Source organism: Peribacillus sp. B-H-3, assembly GCF_048572925.1.
Lineage (GTDB): Bacteria > Bacillota > Bacilli > Bacillales > DSM-1321 > Peribacillus.
In genome coordinates, this window is the sequence record NZ_CP183879.1 from 750,158 (window position 1) to 766,220 (window position 16,063).

Below are 16,063 nucleotides of genomic sequence, written 5' to 3' on the forward strand. Positions count from 1 at the left end.
TAAATCGTGAGCCTTAGAGATATGATCATCGATATGCGTTTGAATACCGATTCTTCTCCGTTACTCGACCTGAATAGAGAAATGAACCAGGTTATCCGTGGTACTGAGAATTTTAACTCTGGACTAAATCGTATGGACAGACAGCTGAGGCGTTCTAATAGAGGCATCATTCAAGAAACCGAAGCGTTAAATGACCATGTGTCGCGTCAAAGTGATTTAATCAGACAGCTTTCAAGTGATATGGGGACCAGTGCGGTTCATTTAGCATCTGACTGGCAGGATATGAGCAAAGATATGCGAAAATCTCTTATCCAAAATCATAATCAGATGGTGGGTCATCGCAAGGATTTGTTGAATGTTCAAAATGATATGCGAAAACTCGGCAATCAAATGGGACATTATAGCGGGTCTACGAATGATTTTATGAAAGAAATCACAGAATTAGGAAAACGGAATAAAAAAGTTACAGATGCCATGATCAATAACAACCTGTCGATGAGACAAGGGTTAATACAAACAATTGCAACAATGTCCGCAATGAGCAGTCAGAGTGAAAAAATCGCTAAGAACTACGACCGTATGGGTGGAGCATTTCTCGGGGTAAATAAACCTTTATTGCATGTAACAAGCGGATTAGATCGAATTGCTAGGAACGGTAATGCGGCTCAACTGTCCTTAGAAATGCTTGGTCCAAACGCAAACATGAAAGCATTGCAGGATATGACAGCATTGATTACAGCTGGAGTTATGCGACAACAAGGAGCTGTCATTGCTTTGGGTGTAGCCTGGCTAGGATTTACTGCAATAATGGCTAATGCTTCATACGGGGCAGATCCTAACGCTGTAAGAGCCCAAGAAGCACAAGTAACAACAGAATATAAGAATGCTTGGCAGGATCGGGTAACCGCCATTCGAGGCTTCGTTAATATCTTTCAGAAGGTCTCCGTTCCAAAAGTGAAACCAGCTGAGATGATGAAGGCTATGCAGTCCCAGTTGGATGCAATGCTCCTTTGGAGAAAGAGCATGCAATCTCTGACCAAAAAAGGGGTCGATGAAGGATTATTAGCTGAACTGAGGAAAGCAGGTCCTGCCGCAGCCGGTCAAATTAGAGCCTTGGATAAAATGAGCAAGCCTCAGCTAGATAAATATGTCTCTACATGGCGAAGTTCAATGGGGTTGGCGAGAGCATCAGCAACAGATGAGCTTGCTAAGATGCGTCAGGAGACAGCTAAAAAGATAAAAGAAATAAGGGAAACTTTAAATCCACTTGGAGTAGCCTGGGACAAGTTAAAAAATAAATGGACAGAAGCTGCAGCTCCATTTGTAGATATTTGGGGTAAGATTGCTTCCAAAGTTGTTGATGGAGCAGGAGTTATTATCGATCTTATCAATAAATTAAATGATATAAGCCCATGGATTACTAAGATTGCGGGAATGTTTATTTACGTAGCGGTATCAGCAGCATTATTACTAACTCCAATGGCCGCTGGAATAGGTTATATAAACGGCATGAGATTGGCATTTAGCACGTTGTGGACAGCTATTGGGCCTGCAGCAACAGGTTTGGGAGCCTTTGTAGGAACTGCTTTACTGGTAGCTGGAATCGTTGTAGTGGTTGCAGCAGCATTTTATTTGTTATGGAAACACTGTGAAACTTTCAGAAAAGGCGTTATCTGGGCTTGGACTCAGATTAAAACAGCTGCCATTGCTGTTTGGGAATATCTAAAGCCCTATATCATGGATGCAATCAAAGCCGTAACAGGGTTCGTTTCTGAAAAATTGAACCAGTTGAAATCTTTCTGGCATTCAAATGGCTCAGGAATTATGGACATAGTAAAGTTTTATTTCGGGTTTATTTGGGGTTACATCAAGTTTGTTGCTGGCATGATCTTTGGTATTTTCAAAACAGTTTGGCCCTTAATAGTCGGAATTGTGAAGGTTGCTTGGGCTTTCATGAAACTAATAATAAATAACGCTCTAACCATAATCGGTGGTGTTATAAAAGTTGGTGTGGCCCTTATACATGGTGACTGGAAAGGAGCCTGGACAGCTATTAAGGACACCGCCAAAAATATAGTGGGGAACATCATGAAATTCTTTAAGGGCCTTGACTTTAAAAAGATTGGTAAAGACATGATCCAGGGCATGATTAACGGCATTAACAGCATGGCTGGCACCCTATCCAAAGCCGTTAATGCAATAACCGGTGGAATCAATAAGGTTCTGAATGCTTTCGGAATCAAGGCGCAAATTCCTGAATGGCATCCAACTATAATTGGAGGCAGTGCAGGGACAGTCAGCAAATCTAAGATGGCGACAGGTGGCGTGTCGATGGCGTCCTATGCCCGGGGAACCAATTTCCATCCAGGCGGGCCGGCCATTGTCGGAGAGGCAGGAAGGGAACTCATTCACGCTAACGGAAAAACCTTTTTAGCCAATAAGCAAATGATGCTCAACCTTCCGAGAGGTGCTTCAGTGCTTCCGAATAAGCAGACGGAACAACTACTTGCCGGAGGAATGCCGGGCTATGCCAGCGGTGTAGGTGACTTCTTTAAGAACATTTGGAATTACGTTTCGGAACCTACCAGTCTTGTAACCAAGCTCTTTGACAAGATCGGGATTCCTTCCTTCCCTGACGTTGGCGGTGCATTAGGCAACCTTGGCAAAGGGGCGTTGGATCTTCTCAAAAAGAGTGCTACATCGTTTGTAAAAGGAAAGCTGCCTGACTTCTCCCTGGGCGGCGGTAATGCTCCAGCTACCGTAAAAAAATGGATCATGCAGGCAATGGTCGCGACAGGCACACCAGGAACATGGCTTGGCCCATTAACTCGGCTTGCGATGAAAGAGAGTGGTGGGAATCCGCGGGCGATAAATCTATGGGATAGCAATGCCAAAGCTGGCCATCCATCAAAGGGCCTGATGCAAACAATTGATTCAACCTTTGGTGCTTACAAAATGAGTGGTCACGGAGATATTTGGAATCCAGTAGATAATGCGATTGCGTCCATACGTTACATGAAATCGAGGTATGGTTCAGTCTTTAATACTCCTGGAATGAGAAGTATGGCTAAAGGCGGTGGCTATAAGGGCTACGCCACTGGAGGCGTTGCGACAAAACCACAATGGGCTACGCTTGCGGAGAATGGCTGGAAGGAATTTATCATCCCTACTGAGCCACGCATGCGAAAGCGTGCTATTCCATTGCTGAAACAGGCAAATAAGGAGCTTGGTGTTTCTGCTGATCCTGCTTCAGGTGAAACAAAAAACAATCTTTATAAACCGTCATTAGGTGGTCCATCGACATCTAAAACAGTTCAAATAGACTTCAATCCTACCTACGAAATTAATATTGAAGGTAATGGTAAGCTTGAGAATATCAAGCAGCAGGTCAAGGACGCTGTTAAGGAACTAACAAATGATCAGTATCAGGCTTTATTGGCTTTATTGGGAACAGAGGTGGTGCGCTAATGGCGAAGCTGGGAAACGTAAAACTGCAAATTACAGATGAATCAATCAGCAATTCAGTAGATGCCACTACCTACCCGGTTGAAAAAGGGGAGCCGATGACGGACCACATTCAGGAAAATACTCGGCCAATTTCACTAAACGGGTATATCCTAGGTTCGGATTCAAAGACTCGGTTAGCCCAGCTGAGAAATTCCATGAGAAAAGGCGAGATTCTTACCTACACAGGGCGCACAGTTGCACAAAACGTCATTATCTTAAGTATTGATGATAACCGAACAGCAGAGGCAGCCAATGGCAGCGCAGTCAGTATTAAACTTCAGTTTGTTCGGCTTGTCTCAACTCCCTGGCAAAAGGCACCGGCAAAACAAAAGGCTCAACAAAAGCCGGTGACGAATTCCGGAAAAAAACAGGCGGTGGCCAAAAAATCGTCTGCCGCCGAATACTATACGATAAAAAAAGGGGATACCTACTGGGAGCTGGCTCAGAAATATAAGACAACAGTGAAAGCACTTGAGAGCCTGAATAAGTGGCCAGCCAAGGCAATTCCTATCGGGGTAAAGGTGAGGGTGAAATGAGAAATTATGTACCGATTGATAAAGAAGAAATTCCCCAGCGTTTTCAAATGGACTTGGCGGAAGAAACCTTTACTTTTGAATTTAATTATAATGAGTCGGCTGATTTTTTTACTGTTGATTTATATGATGCTGCCGGGAATATTCTTGTTTATGGAGAGAAGCTTGTTTTAGGCATACCTTTATGGGCGGATATTGTAAACCCGCACCTGCCGGGCCCTTCGCTGGTTCCGTTGGATGAGTCAGGAAAAGAAGATCGAATCACCTATGAGAATTTTGGTGTTTCGGTCTTTTTATATATTGATGATGTTTCAAGTGAAGAAGGTGAGAGCGATGTCGTCTAACCTTTTAAGCCGGGTGATCAAGGTATCGGTAAAAGGAAACAATTCTACTACCTTTACGAATGATGATTTAGAGATTCAATTTGAGGTACCCTTTGATGATGATGCAAAACCAAATGAAAGTTTAATTGAAATCTATAATCTTTCGGATGATTCCATTCACCGGATGGCGCGGGCAGATACATGTACTGTTCAAAGCGGATCGAAAACGGATTATGGGGTTTTATCTATCGGGAAAATTTCTCGGATCCTTACCAGGCGCGAAGGAGTGGATAAAATAACGGCCATATATTCACTGGAGGGTGAAGATTTTTCTCGAATTAAAGTAACAGCTAAAACCGCGGACCCGGCTAAAAAAGGTAAAAAACAAACACTTCATATATCTTTCAAGGCTGGGACGCATGCCTCCACGATTATTAAGAAACTATGTTCCATTCTAGGAATCAAACTTGCGTTAATGAAGCTGCCGAAAGATGTTGTTTACAAAAAGGGATATAACGTAACGGGGCAAATTCTAAATAATTTAGAAGATGTGGTTAAAGATTGCGGAGCTGTTATGTATCACCGTCGTGGCAGCCTGTTCATTCGCTCCCTCAAAGAAGGTAATGATGAAAGCTTTACACTTAACGAGCTTACAGGCCTGATAGGCAGTCCAGAGCCATTTGAAGAAGATGGAGTAAAAGGGTTCAAGGTCAAAGCCCTGCTACAGCATCGAATCACTACGGCTTCTATCATTACAATTAAAAGCAAAACGGCAAATGGGAAATATCGAGTTAGGAAAGGCACTCATTCCTTTAATGGCAGTGAGTATTTAACAGAAATTGAGGTGATTTAATGACCATTCATACACAGGTCTTTGAAGCCTTTGAAAGAAGGCTGCTAGTCAGCCTGCATACTTTAGCCCCGGCAAGAGTTATATCCTTTGATGAATCGAAGCAAACGGCTGACGTTGAGCTTCTTTTTTTATCTGTGGATAAGGATGGGGATAAAGAAAAATACGCACCTATTCAAGATGTTCCGGTGCTCGGTATGCGATATAAAATCTATCATCCTATCAAAGCAACTATTAATGGCTTGATGGGCGTACATGGTGGCGTGGATGGATCTGCAGCAGTGGTAAATCTTGAACAGGAAATTGAGTGCAAACCTTTCTTGAAAAAGGATGATGTGGTTTTCGTTGGATTTGCAGAAAGAGCCCTGGATCACTTAGATGGGCCCAAAGCCTTTGATCCGGAATTTAACCGCACCCACGATGTCCGAGATGCCTTTGTGTTAGGGGTGAGGTTTTGAGAGCTTTAAAAATAATGGATGGCGATATAGTCATTGATGAAAACGGAGAATTCGTCATGATTGAAGGCGATGAGGAATTGGCTCAGGCAGTAGAGGAAACCTTGGAGACAAGAAAGGGTGAGTTTTTCCTTGAACCGGAGCATGGCCTTGTCTTTGACAATATTCTTGGAAAAGAGGCCAATCAGGATGAAGCACTTGAGGATATTGTAGAGGCAGTTTCCCAAGAGGATCGCATTGCTTCTGTAGAAGAAGTCATTTTTAATGATGATCTACAGGCCAGGACCCGTTCCATTTCTCTTGTGCTTCGCAAGGAGGATGGGGAAACGCTCTCCATAAAGGATGTGAATATAGATGCTTGATGAAAATGGATTTAATAGAAAAACATACGCCATGCTCATTGAGGAAATGAATGATAAGGCTAAAGAGCTGTTCGGTGAAACCATCAATCTCTCCCCAAGGACCTTCTTAGGGATTTTAATTCGCTTGTATGCATGGTTCCTAACAATCATTTGGCAGGTGATGGAGAGCGTGTATAACAATTCGTTTCCAGGAACGGCGACCGGAGTTTCGCTTGATCGTGCCGTTAAATTTAAGGGTCTGACAAGAAATAAAGAAGGCTATTCATACGGGAAAATTAGAATCAGAGGAGAGCCAGGGAACACCATTGAGGCAGGCTTCATTGTAGGGACTAAAAGAAATATTTACTTTGAAACGGTTCAAGATGCAGTGCTGGATGAATTGGGGGTTTCTATTGTAGATATTTACGCTTCTGAGACCGGTTCACAAGGTAACGTGGCAGCTGGGGATATAACAGAAATTTTATATCCGGATCCGGAAGTGGTTTTTGAAGTGATCAATTTAGAACCAACTTCCGGCGGCCGCGACCGGGAAACAGATTCCGAGCTTTATGCAAGGTACCAGGAATCACCGTCGAATAGTGGTTCTTCAGATATTGAAAGTATTGAGTCCACTTTATTAGAGACTAAGGGAGTTAGGGATGCTGTCGTCTATCAAAATACGAAAAGCGTAGAAAAAGACGGCATTCCAGCTCACAGCATAGCTCCATTTGTTTTTGGTGGAGACGATGACGAAGTGGCCCGAGCTATCTTTGCCGTTAAATCAGGAGGCATTGAGTCTTTTGGAACCATTATAAGGGAAGTCAGAGATTCTAAAGGGCAGCAGCACTTTGTAGGATTTAGCCGGCCTGAAGAAGTGCAAGTTTATGTAAAGGTAAGCCTGACGAAGAAATCTGATTTCCCTTCAGATGGGTTGAAAATGGCACGCTCACAGGTGCTCTCTTATATTGGAGGTAAAGATGAATCTGGCACAGAATACTCAGGCCTTGGTTTAAACGAAAATGTCATACAGGCCAAAATAGTGGCCTCAGTCTTTGCTTTAGGTAGTGTGGAAGATGCCAATGTGCAGCTTAGCCTGGATGGAGTAAATTATACTACCGGAAACCTTGTGATTGCATCTAACCAGGTCGCGAAAACTACCTTTGATAAGGTGGCGGTTACATGATTTTTTTAGATACTATGCTTTCAAAGCTGACCGATGTTTTTCAAAAAGCCAAAGATAGCAATATCGGAAAGACCATTTCTCTTGTCGCTACTCAAATGGATGACATTAGCAGCACGCTTGACAGGATGGATGAATGGCGTGACGTGGACCTGGCAAAAGGGAAGCAATTAGACAGAATTGGTGAAGAGATTGTCGGGGAATATCGGTCAGGAGCTTCAGATATAGAATATCGATTGAAGATCAAAACGAGAATCGTCGCGAATTTCTTATCTAGAGGAGATATAGAAACCATTATTAAATTACTGCAAATTTACCTTGATGAGCATTTAATAAATGTTCAGGAAGCTTGGAGCATAAAGGATGGCCCTTTTTCAGGAGAACCAGCCACTTTAATCGTCACAATAAAGGGGAAAAATGAGGATTATGGCATCCCCTTCCTGCAGCTGGCCAGGGTTGTAACAGGCGGGGTTGGTATTCAGTGGGAATATATTTTAGAAACCAATCTGACAGTAAGCTCACAGTACCAGCGATGGATGTATCCGTTTGATAAGTATGCTGGGGAGCTTTTAGCCGGAGAAGAAAGAACACAAAATGATAATAAAGTGTATTTATCTTCATTTGAGCTGTCAGGATCTTATGCTAGCAAGTTAAATGACTATTTAATCTGTGGTGAAAGTGTTGCGAATAACAAGAATGATAATATTTCCACTCCGGCTTTGCACTAAGCGGGAGTCATTTTGCGTTGCGGGAGAGGTGAAATAAATGGCTATTACAACTCAGGGGCATCTAAAGATGAAAAACTGGCTGATTGGAATTATTAAGGAAGGCCAATACACCATGGGAGGAGTTAAATATAAGACTCCTATTTATAAAACGGATCTAACAGGAGATGTAGCTACTATATATCTATATTTAGATGATTCGGTAAGTGGGACGATTACCAAATTTGAATTAATAGATCAGGACGGTGCAACGTTTGATGACCAGCCAGACAACATTAACAAGCCAAATATCAATGGCCTGCTCATTTCTTTTAAATACACATTAAAAAAACTATAGGAGGCTTTCTGGATGACCTACGATAAAAAATTATGGCAAGACAGAATTAGAGACGCAGGCGGCAACATCATTCAGGAAGGAACTCCTGTCAGCGCCGGAAATATGAACCACATTGAGCAAGGGATTTCAGATGCTCATGCTCAGCTCGATGGTGCAACGCGGCAAAAACAAATTCTATCTCATGGCCTTTCCGTTCTAAATGGCAATAACAATGCACCGGTGGATATCCAGATTGAAGGACGTACATTGGTTTCTATGGGTACCACTCCATTGGATCCGATGAAGAATTATGTGCTTGCTGCCAAGCATACAAAATTAAGATTTGCTAATAACACTTATCAAGGTGTAGCTAAATTTACTGGTGAAAACGGGAAACCGGTAATAAGCAGGATTGCGACATTTTTAAATAAGGTTTCTGCAAGCACATTGGAAAGTCCACACATCTCTAAAGTTAGCGGAGCTTCCAGTACACTACTTCCTCCTAGTGGTACTTTTGGGGAAATATCTAACACTGAATACGCAAATATGAGTTCTCTTAATGGAGTAGTGTATACGCCAAAGACTTCAACCAGCGGAAACATACAACAACAGTTATTCTCCTTCGACATTGTTCAGGAAATCGAACGTCAAATTGGTCGGATTCCAAGAGTATCTTTGGCTGATAAAGTTCAGTGGTGTAAGGACAATTTAAATTCGTTTGCCCTTTCGTGGTATGGGTACGGTTCAAGTGTTGGCGGAAATAAAGCAACGTTAAAATGTTGGGATGTGCCTAGTAATGGGTATTCAGCAAGCTCCGTTAGTCATGCAACGTCAGTTGTTACAAAATTGGTTTATGGTGTAGGGAGTTTCGTAGGTAACAAAGTGGATGCTAATGGGTTTATCCATTTCTTAGCCTATGCAGAAGCTTCTGACGGTACAACAGCCAGCACGATCAACACAGATTATATTGAACTTGAAATTGAACTGAAGCCTGATGCAATCCTGTTAGATCCAGTTGTCCCTTTATATGAAATACCAACTGATGAATTTGCAAAAATCCTTGTTGATTGGAATGAGGATGCTGTTATAAGTCGCTATCCAAAAGTACAGGGTACGCAGCACTTGCAGAATCCAATTATTACAGCTGAAGGGGAAAACTTACTTCCTCCGTTTTATGAGTGGAGCTTACATGCAAATACTAAAGTGAACAGTCCATATGAATTAGAGTTAAATGCCACGGCTGTAGATCAAGTATCTGAAACACCACTTGTAAATTGTTTACCGAGTCAAACATATACTTTTTCTAGCGTACCTAGTAACAAGTGGCAGATAGATGAGTACACAGATAGCGGAGTCTTTTATCAGACTGTATTCTCTTCAGTTGTTGCAAATTCTTACACTTTTACTACATCTTCAGGTGCAAGAAAATTAAAATTCAGAACAAGAAATACAGCAGCGACAGGTAAGTTAACATTCAGCCAACCAATGCTTTCCCTAGGTTCGGTTGCAAAGCCATTCGTTCCAAGAAATCCATCATATATGTACGCTAGTGTGAAATTAGGGCAGATTGGAACAGCAAAAGACGTTCTTTACAAACAAGATGGAGATTGGAAAATTAACAAGGCGATTGAAAAAGATGTTGTCCTGGATGGAAGTTTTGCGTGGTCCTATTATGGTGATAATTTAGGGTTTAAGTCGTTTGGCATCCCTATTTCTACCTTAAATAACCCCTTAAATAACAGCCATTTTATAACAAAGTATAATGGATTATCTTTAATTAGGGGGTCCAACTCTCCATTAGATTCTTTTGACAAAACGATATTAAATAGCGCATCGAGTACGGGGATGCAGATATCAGTTTCCGACTCTGACTCAGGATTCGGTGAAACCTACACACCTGTCACAGCAGAAATTCAAGCCTACTTCAACGGCTGGCAAGCTAAAACGCTGGATGCAACTGGAAAACCAACAGCCTGGAAAAACATTGTGGATGGTACGGATGCACCAACACAAACCCTTGCGTATGTTTCAACAACAAAAGCAGCCAATTACACGCCCTATAAACTCTCTTATATTTTAGCAACTCCTGTTATTGAAACAGTTACTAATAAGGTTGAAGGCGACATTTCAGTTAATGGACAAACTCAAGTGTCAGTGGATGCAGGGGTTATTATGAGGGAGAAGGTAAAACCACAAATATCGGGTGGTTATTACTATGTAAATACACTACTTATTCCATTATCTTGGCTTACTTATCGAGCAGCAAAATTATTAAAAGTTTATAAAAATGGTGTTGAAGATACTAAATGGTTGACCGAAAATCCTTCAAATTCCGGAAATGGATTATCGAGAACAAGAATATTAGCAGCCGACTATGACACTGCAGCCGACTACACTGTAACGTATCTGATATTGGATAGAGAAAAATTCACAGCAAACGCAATTAGCGTAACTGCAACCTTTGCAAATAACATCCGGTCAGCGGTGGATGATGTCGAAAAAAGGGTTGAGGACAATACAGCAAATATAAGCATCCAGGCCAATGTGCTGTATGACGTACTTAAACGATTGAAAGCAGGTGGATTGTAATGAATGAGGAATTTATCGCACGGGTAGTGGTTGCCGCCGGTAAAACGATGGATGAATTTAACCGAGAAGTCGAAGAAATTCAGTCCCAAGGATTGGGCCCAAATCAGAAATTGAAGCAGTCAAACAACAACTGGCAGAGACAAGCGCTTTACTAATGGACTTTATGGAGTTTGTAACGGAAGGCGGGAACTAAATGGCTATCCTAAGTTTTATGACAAAATCATATGCACAAAATGTTTACATTTTTGGGAATCGTACTTTATCAGGAGGGGTCCCGGCCGATTATCAGGAGCCGGTTAAGAACCAGGCCGCAGCTGCTTATACAGACCAGCAATTGAAAGCTTCCCTAGATGCGGGTTACATCACGGAAGATGAGTATAATCAAACGATGAACATTAAATATCCAGACTGGAATAGCGATCCTGAGCCTATTGAAGAATCTTTTCCTACAGATGTCCAACCTCCTATAGAAGCTATACCTACCGAATAGGTGTATTTTTTATGTTTAATACAGGATAATAGTCCTCAAATGGAGAATATTACCATTAAGGAGGACGTGCGATGAAAGATTATTTCAAAGGTGAAAAGCCAGTGAAAGTTAAAATAAATATATGTGAAGATCACATATATATTTATAGCGGAGTTTATCAAAAGCCTGTTAAAGTTAAGAACTCACTATTTGAAGATCCTAATGCTGTTACTAATGCAATTCGTTTATTTGAAGAAATTAACGGCATAAAAATCACAGGAAATCAAAAATGTTATTAAGGCCACCAGTCATTTATATGGTGGTCTTTTTTTATCTAACTTAAAGCAATTAAAAAAAACGACTGTCTCTTTTAATAAGAGAAGCAGTCGTTTTTATGTCTCTAATACCACTAATAACTTAACAGTAAAGGAGATGATTTGTAAATGCTTTACAGTTAATTGTTATTAAATAGAGATAATTTTGACGGGGGGATTATATTGGAGGCGGAAATCATGATAGAAAAACATGAGCAGGTTATCAACGAGAATATACTACCACGTTTAGAAGGATTGGAAATGGAGCACGCTCATTTTAAACAAGAAATGGCTTCCCTTAAAACTGATTTAATGGGAGTCCAAAAGGGTCAGGTTCAATTGGAAAAGGGTCAAAAAGACCTTGAGTTGACTGTTGTAAAGGAAGGACAAGCAAGCAGAGATATTATGAATGAAAATAAAGCATTCACCAAGAAACTTCTAGATCATGTTTTGAGAAAGGATGAAAAAGAAACGCAAGCTGTTATTGATCGTACAAAACAAAAGTGGGAACTATTCGGAAAAATATCATTGGCTATATTCGGCGCCGGCGGTTTATTAGTAGTAATTGTACAAGCTTTTCAATAATAGGGAGGAATTTTATATGAGGAAACACGACAAAGGCACTGTCTTACGGACGGTGCTTCTTTTATTAGCATTCGCCAACCAGGCTCTAGCTGTATTTGGTAAGGAAAAATTACCTTTTTCAAATGAAGAAGCAACATCATTTATAGATATGCTCTATTCCATTGGTTCTTTTATTTTTACGGGAGTAATTGCAGGCATCTCTTGGTACAAAAACAACTACGTTACCAAAAAGGGAAAGGCTCAGAAGGTTGTTTTAGTTAAAGAAGGATTAGCAAAAAAATAAGCTGCCATTCGGCGGCTTTTTCTAATTGAAAAGGAGAGGATTATATTGTCATTCAAAATGAAATATCCAATTATTAAAGATTATCTTCCACACTACCCAGGAGTTCATATGCAAAGGCGCCAAGGATATGTATTGGAGAAATCGCTTTTTGGGGTGGTTCATGATACCGGTAATCCGGATTCAACGGCCAAAGGGAATATAGCTTTTTATAGAAACAGCGCAAAAAACAACTTTGCAGGTGCGCAAATTTTTGTAGATGATAAGGAAATTAGAGAGTGCATTCCTTATTTAACAGGCAAACCTGAAAGGGCAAATCATGTTATTTACAATGTGACAACTGATAATCAAATGTTTGGTGATGATGCTAATGATGTGGCGCCAGGTGTTGAATATTGCTACGGACCAAGTATTAATGCTGAAGAAGCATACAAGCGATACGTGTGGGTTTGTGCGTATTGTTCTTATATCGGAGGATTCTCACCTAAAAGTTGGGTGGGCCATTTTATCTTGGATCCTAAAAGGAAGATTGATCCGCGGAACGGACTTTCTAAAAGCGGCCGCACGTATGATCAGTTGTTGAAGGATATTGTGTCAGAATACAATGAATGTGTGGGAGCGGGCAGCCAAGCACCAGCGAAAACTGCAACAAAAGCACAAGTACAAACAAGCGTTAAATCTTCTGGAGATACGCAAATTAAAACCATTCAAGACACTTTGAATAGCCGTTATAGATATAAAGTTAAGGTGGACGGTAAGTTCGGGCGTGAAACTAAGCTATTCCTACTGTCCGCATTTCAAACAGAGTTAAATAAGCAATATCATGCTGGCCTTAAAGTTGATGGAAAATGGGGCTCAAAAACAAAAGCAGCGGCAGTTCCTGTGAAAAAAGGAGCAAAAGGGAATCTTGTATGGATTCTTCAAGCTATGCTCTATTGTTTAGACTTTGATTCAAACAGAGTTGATGGAGTATTTGGCCCAGGGACTGAAGTGGCAGTTAAAAACTTTCAACATTCAAAGAAGATTAAGCAAAATGGGGTAACCGGTGTAGAAACCTGGTCAAATCTTTTTAATTAAAGTAAAATGTCCTTCTCAAAAGAGAAGGACATTTGTTATATAAAAAAAGACATATAGTTCCATAAGTGGTAAAATGTACTCAATAAATAAAAAAAGACATGCAGAATTACCAAACATGTCAAAAATAAATATTCTAATCATAGTATACTTTAATTTTATTATGGTTTCTACCTTTCTCAACTTATTTATATATGTTTGGTGATTATTGCATTTTTGGGGGCAATGATTTGATTACTAAGTATGTGAATTTTGACTATTTTTTAGTGACCTGTAGACCACAAGGTGCTGCAGCAAATATTCGAAGTAAGCCTTTCGATTTAAGAGCTATTTTTTCGATTTTAGAAAGTAAAGATCTTCCTAACCGAACGGTTGGGTATAAACAAGAACAAGCAAGAATGGAACAATTTTCGTTTATGGGGCATACACAAAATTTATGGGACATGTATTTTTCTAGACTAAGAGATTTTAATCTACCTAGGAAGGCAAAGGTAAATACAGTATCTGAACCAGTGGATCTTGATGATGATGAATATATTGGCGAAAATGTTTCAGCAATTTACGATCAATCAACAAATATAATAATGATACAAAGAAATAGATACAGCTTGGGGCCAGCTGCAATTGAGGAATATTTTAATGCTTTTGCTAATCCAAATGATGTAATAAAATTAGAACCAATTTTTGTTACAGACATGCAAAAAAGGATAAAAAGTGCTAGTACTGTAAGAAAGTTACGAATAAAGTTTGCTGATGTAAAAAAAGCAAGCAAGAATGTAGAAGGTCAATCTTTAAAGAAATGGATTAAGATGTTTGATGAATATGAAACAATTTCAGGTGAAATAGTCCTTACAGTAGGTAGAAAGCGGAAGGCTACCTTAGGGGGTAACCTAAATGGGCTTGTTGATGAAATCTACGAAAATCAAGACCTTATAACACGTGCGGAAGCCAGTATAAAGAAAACAGATTTAGCCGACAATGAGGTAATAGATTTATTTAATGATAATGCTCACGACATAGCTTCTTTCCAGGTTCCACCTCGTACAATTTTGAATCATGAAGCAGTAATTTTACAAATGGAAAGACTCTACGAACAAAGGAGAACTCAATTAATCCGATTACTAGGGAGATGATAAATTGGGGCGTATATGGGATAAATATTACCCGTTGTTATTAGCTGTAATTAGTATTGTGGCTGCGTATTTATTAGGATTTAATCCGAAGATTAAGGGATTGGATAACGTGTTAGATGGATTTATTTCTTTTTCATCGATAGTTCTAGGGTTTGTGGCTGCTTTGCTGGCCATTATTCTTGGGATATCTAAATCAGCTGCTATGACACATTTATATAACTATGTAGGTTCAAATAGTAATATTAATGGTAAAAATATAATGTATAAATACTTTCAAACATCATTAATAAGTGGGTTTATCACTGTAATCATTTCCATCTATATGTTTATTGTTGTGAATAAGGAGAAAATACATATATATGATACGATAACAGCGTGTGCTTGGCTTGGAATAGCAGTATTTTTTGTTTTCTCATCTTATAGAATAGTATCTATAATTATGTATATGTTATTTAAACATGATGCATATGAAACATCTTCATACCAGCAAGAAACTCAGCCAGTTAATGATTATGACTCACTTAGAGAAAGAAACACTAGAAATATCGACCCACAATAATAAAGCTCTGGCTACTAAGCAGAGCTTTATTTTGATTGGGTTAATCCTCAGATTCATTATGTAAATATTCCCTTAGCAACTCCTCAACTCTATTCCTTAATCGAGGATTGAAATAGCTATGATAATCCACATATCCATTATAGGTAAAAGCCAACATAGTAAAAATTTCATTCCTTTTAATATCTCGTGTCTCATTAATCCATGCTTTATTGTTTGGAATTTGACCCAAGTGGCATTGATGGTGTCTTTTGGTCCAGGGACAGAAGCTGCTGTTATTATTCACATATGGTCCTTTTCTATTTGAGAGGGGCCAGTAATTTGATTTGTACATCAATTTGTTCAATAACTGTATTCTAATTTAATCAAAAGGTTTCATGAATTCTTCCTTCACTAAGTCCGTGATATCCTTTTCCTCGTTGTATTTCACCTGTAAAATCTTTAAGTCATGGCTAGAAGCCTGCTTAATTTCTCTTATCCATTTATATGCCACTCGAGCAGCTTCCTTATCAGGATCTTTTTTAAACTCACGAGCATTCACATCAAATTTTCCCTTTTGCAAAAATCGGGCTGTGCTCCCGAACATAACTTGTATTAAAACTTTCATTTCTCAACTTCCTTTAAGTCCAATTCTCTAATCTTAATATCATACTGCTCGATTTTTTCAATTACTTGCAGAATATCCAAACAACCATCTGCTTTTGAGTAGCAATCATCTTCATGTAATTGGGCAGCTATCTTTATTAATTGATGTTTTAACTCAGCATATTCCTCTTTTATTTGTAAAAACTCTGTCAAATCCATAAGACATCAACCTTCTTCAATTTGATTAG

20 protein-coding genes are annotated in these 16,063 nt (G+C 39.8%); 18 read left to right on the forward strand and 2 right to left on the reverse strand.

The window, feature by feature from the left end; all coding sequences use genetic code 11:
- The first annotated feature begins 6 nt into the window (after window positions 1-6).
- The 18 genes from ACN6MY_RS03730 (at window position 7) to ACN6MY_RS03815 (ending at window position 15,233) form a co-directional block, all read left to right on the forward strand.
- Window positions 7-3,468: a transglycosylase SLT domain-containing protein gene (locus ACN6MY_RS03730; protein ID WP_419882793.1), complete on the forward strand. Its 3,462-nt coding sequence runs from the start codon at window positions 7-9 to the stop codon at window positions 3,466-3,468.
- Window positions 3,468-4,043, forward strand: a complete 576-nt coding sequence (locus ACN6MY_RS03735; protein WP_419882794.1) for a LysM peptidoglycan-binding domain-containing protein — start codon at window positions 3,468-3,470, stop codon at window positions 4,041-4,043. The genes ACN6MY_RS03730 and ACN6MY_RS03735 overlap by 1 nt, the downstream gene beginning before the upstream one ends.
- Window positions 4,040-4,384: a phage baseplate plug family protein gene (locus ACN6MY_RS03740; RefSeq protein ID WP_419882795.1), complete on the forward strand. Its 345-nt coding sequence runs from the start codon at window positions 4,040-4,042 to the stop codon at window positions 4,382-4,384. The genes ACN6MY_RS03735 and ACN6MY_RS03740 overlap by 4 nt, the downstream gene beginning before the upstream one ends.
- Window positions 4,374-5,216 (forward strand): phage protein, encoded by an 843-nt coding sequence (locus tag ACN6MY_RS03745; protein ID WP_419882796.1) that lies wholly within the window; start codon window positions 4,374-4,376, stop codon window positions 5,214-5,216. The genes ACN6MY_RS03740 and ACN6MY_RS03745 overlap by 11 nt, the downstream gene beginning before the upstream one ends.
- Complete coding sequence (locus tag ACN6MY_RS03750) at window positions 5,216-5,671, forward strand: hypothetical protein (protein ID WP_419882797.1); 456 nt, start codon at window positions 5,216-5,218, stop codon at window positions 5,669-5,671. The genes ACN6MY_RS03745 and ACN6MY_RS03750 overlap by 1 nt, the downstream gene beginning before the upstream one ends.
- Window positions 5,668-6,030: a DUF2634 domain-containing protein gene (locus ACN6MY_RS03755; protein WP_419882798.1), complete on the forward strand. Its 363-nt coding sequence runs from the start codon at window positions 5,668-5,670 to the stop codon at window positions 6,028-6,030. The genes ACN6MY_RS03750 and ACN6MY_RS03755 overlap by 4 nt, the downstream gene beginning before the upstream one ends.
- Window positions 6,023-7,192: a baseplate J/gp47 family protein gene (locus tag ACN6MY_RS03760; RefSeq protein ID WP_419882799.1), complete on the forward strand. Its 1,170-nt coding sequence runs from the start codon at window positions 6,023-6,025 to the stop codon at window positions 7,190-7,192. The genes ACN6MY_RS03755 and ACN6MY_RS03760 overlap by 8 nt, the downstream gene beginning before the upstream one ends.
- Complete coding sequence (locus tag ACN6MY_RS03765; protein WP_419882800.1) at window positions 7,189-7,917, forward strand: hypothetical protein; 729 nt, start codon at window positions 7,189-7,191, stop codon at window positions 7,915-7,917. Before ACN6MY_RS03760 ends, ACN6MY_RS03765 begins: the two co-directional genes overlap by 4 nt.
- A gap of 37 nt (window positions 7,918-7,954) precedes the next feature.
- Window positions 7,955-8,251, forward strand: a complete 297-nt coding sequence (locus ACN6MY_RS03770) for a hypothetical protein (protein ID WP_419882801.1) — start codon at window positions 7,955-7,957, stop codon at window positions 8,249-8,251.
- Window positions 8,252-8,263: 12 nt separating this feature from the next.
- Window positions 8,264-10,819 carry a hypothetical protein gene (locus ACN6MY_RS03775; RefSeq protein WP_419882802.1) on the forward strand — a complete coding sequence of 852 codons (2,556 nt, stop codon included), beginning with the start codon at window positions 8,264-8,266 and terminating at the stop codon, window positions 10,817-10,819.
- Window positions 10,819-10,974 (forward strand): hypothetical protein, encoded by a 156-nt coding sequence (locus tag ACN6MY_RS03780; RefSeq protein WP_419882803.1) that lies wholly within the window; start codon window positions 10,819-10,821, stop codon window positions 10,972-10,974. Before ACN6MY_RS03775 ends, ACN6MY_RS03780 begins: the two co-directional genes overlap by 1 nt.
- Window positions 10,975-11,012: 38 nt before the next feature.
- The gene (locus ACN6MY_RS03785; protein WP_419882804.1) at window positions 11,013-11,309 is read left to right on the forward strand and encodes a hypothetical protein; all 297 of its coding nucleotides are present in this window, start codon (window positions 11,013-11,015) and stop codon (window positions 11,307-11,309) included.
- A gap of 71 nt (window positions 11,310-11,380) precedes the next feature.
- Window positions 11,381-11,587, forward strand: a complete 207-nt coding sequence (locus ACN6MY_RS03790) for a hypothetical protein (protein WP_419882805.1) — start codon at window positions 11,381-11,383, stop codon at window positions 11,585-11,587.
- Window positions 11,588-11,800: 213 nt separating this feature from the next.
- Window positions 11,801-12,187, forward strand: coding sequence for a hypothetical protein (locus tag ACN6MY_RS03795; protein ID WP_419882806.1), 387 nt, complete (start codon window positions 11,801-11,803; stop codon window positions 12,185-12,187).
- A gap of 16 nt (window positions 12,188-12,203) precedes the next feature.
- Window positions 12,204-12,470, forward strand: a complete 267-nt coding sequence (locus ACN6MY_RS03800) for a phage holin (RefSeq protein WP_419882807.1) — start codon at window positions 12,204-12,206, stop codon at window positions 12,468-12,470.
- 45 nt (window positions 12,471-12,515) lie between these two features.
- On the forward strand, window positions 12,516-13,544 hold the full coding sequence (locus ACN6MY_RS03805; RefSeq protein ID WP_419882808.1) for a peptidoglycan-binding protein: 1,029 nt from the start codon (window positions 12,516-12,518) through the stop codon (window positions 13,542-13,544).
- 227 nt (window positions 13,545-13,771) lie between these two features.
- Entirely contained in the window at window positions 13,772-14,674 is a 903-nt protein-coding gene (locus ACN6MY_RS03810; RefSeq protein WP_419882809.1) for a DUF6731 family protein, read from the forward strand.
- Window positions 14,675-14,678: 4 nt separating this feature from the next.
- Window positions 14,679-15,233: a hypothetical protein gene (locus ACN6MY_RS03815; protein ID WP_419882810.1), complete on the forward strand. Its 555-nt coding sequence runs from the start codon at window positions 14,679-14,681 to the stop codon at window positions 15,231-15,233.
- A gap of 358 nt (window positions 15,234-15,591) precedes the next feature.
- Here the strand turns inward: ACN6MY_RS03815 and ACN6MY_RS03820 are convergent, their stop codons facing one another.
- Together ACN6MY_RS03820 and ACN6MY_RS03825 are read right to left on the reverse strand one after the other, a co-directional pair.
- The gene (locus tag ACN6MY_RS03820; protein WP_419882811.1) at window positions 15,592-15,837 is read right to left on the reverse strand and encodes a hypothetical protein; all 246 of its coding nucleotides are present in this window, start codon (window positions 15,835-15,837) and stop codon (window positions 15,592-15,594) included.
- On the reverse strand, window positions 15,834-16,034 hold the full coding sequence (locus ACN6MY_RS03825; protein ID WP_419882812.1) for a hypothetical protein: 201 nt from the start codon (window positions 16,032-16,034) through the stop codon (window positions 15,834-15,836). Before ACN6MY_RS03825 ends, ACN6MY_RS03820 begins: the two co-directional genes overlap by 4 nt.
- Window positions 16,035-16,063: the final 29 nt, after the last annotated feature.

Excerpts from the sequence above, each read along its gene's own strand:
- ACN6MY_RS03735 (WP_419882794.1), top strand. The coding sequence starts at position 3,468 with ATGGCGAAGCTGGGAAACGTAAAACTGCAAATTACAGATGAATCAATC.
- ACN6MY_RS03740 (WP_419882795.1), top strand. The coding sequence starts at position 4,040 with ATGAGAAATTATGTACCGATTGATAAAGAAGAAATTCCCCAGCGTTTT.
- ACN6MY_RS03745 (WP_419882796.1), top strand. The coding sequence starts at position 4,374 with ATGTCGTCTAACCTTTTAAGCCGGGTGATCAAGGTATCGGTAAAAGGA.
- ACN6MY_RS03750 (WP_419882797.1), top strand. The coding sequence starts at position 5,216 with ATGACCATTCATACACAGGTCTTTGAAGCCTTTGAAAGAAGGCTGCTA.
- ACN6MY_RS03760 (WP_419882799.1), top strand. The coding sequence starts at position 6,023 with ATGCTTGATGAAAATGGATTTAATAGAAAAACATACGCCATGCTCATT.
- ACN6MY_RS03765 (WP_419882800.1), top strand. The coding sequence starts at position 7,189 with ATGATTTTTTTAGATACTATGCTTTCAAAGCTGACCGATGTTTTTCAA.
- ACN6MY_RS03770 (WP_419882801.1), top strand. The coding sequence starts at position 7,955 with ATGGCTATTACAACTCAGGGGCATCTAAAGATGAAAAACTGGCTGATT.
- ACN6MY_RS03775 (WP_419882802.1), top strand. The coding sequence starts at position 8,264 with ATGACCTACGATAAAAAATTATGGCAAGACAGAATTAGAGACGCAGGC.
- ACN6MY_RS03780 (WP_419882803.1), top strand. The coding sequence starts at position 10,819 with ATGAATGAGGAATTTATCGCACGGGTAGTGGTTGCCGCCGGTAAAACG.
- ACN6MY_RS03785 (WP_419882804.1), top strand. The coding sequence starts at position 11,013 with ATGGCTATCCTAAGTTTTATGACAAAATCATATGCACAAAATGTTTAC.
- ACN6MY_RS03790 (WP_419882805.1), top strand. The coding sequence starts at position 11,381 with ATGAAAGATTATTTCAAAGGTGAAAAGCCAGTGAAAGTTAAAATAAAT.
- ACN6MY_RS03795 (WP_419882806.1), top strand. The coding sequence starts at position 11,801 with ATGATAGAAAAACATGAGCAGGTTATCAACGAGAATATACTACCACGT.
- ACN6MY_RS03800 (WP_419882807.1), top strand. The coding sequence starts at position 12,204 with ATGAGGAAACACGACAAAGGCACTGTCTTACGGACGGTGCTTCTTTTA.
- ACN6MY_RS03820 (WP_419882811.1), bottom strand. The coding sequence starts at position 15,837 with ATGAAAGTTTTAATACAAGTTATGTTCGGGAGCACAGCCCGATTTTTG.
- ACN6MY_RS03825 (WP_419882812.1), bottom strand. The coding sequence starts at position 16,034 with ATGGATTTGACAGAGTTTTTACAAATAAAAGAGGAATATGCTGAGTTA.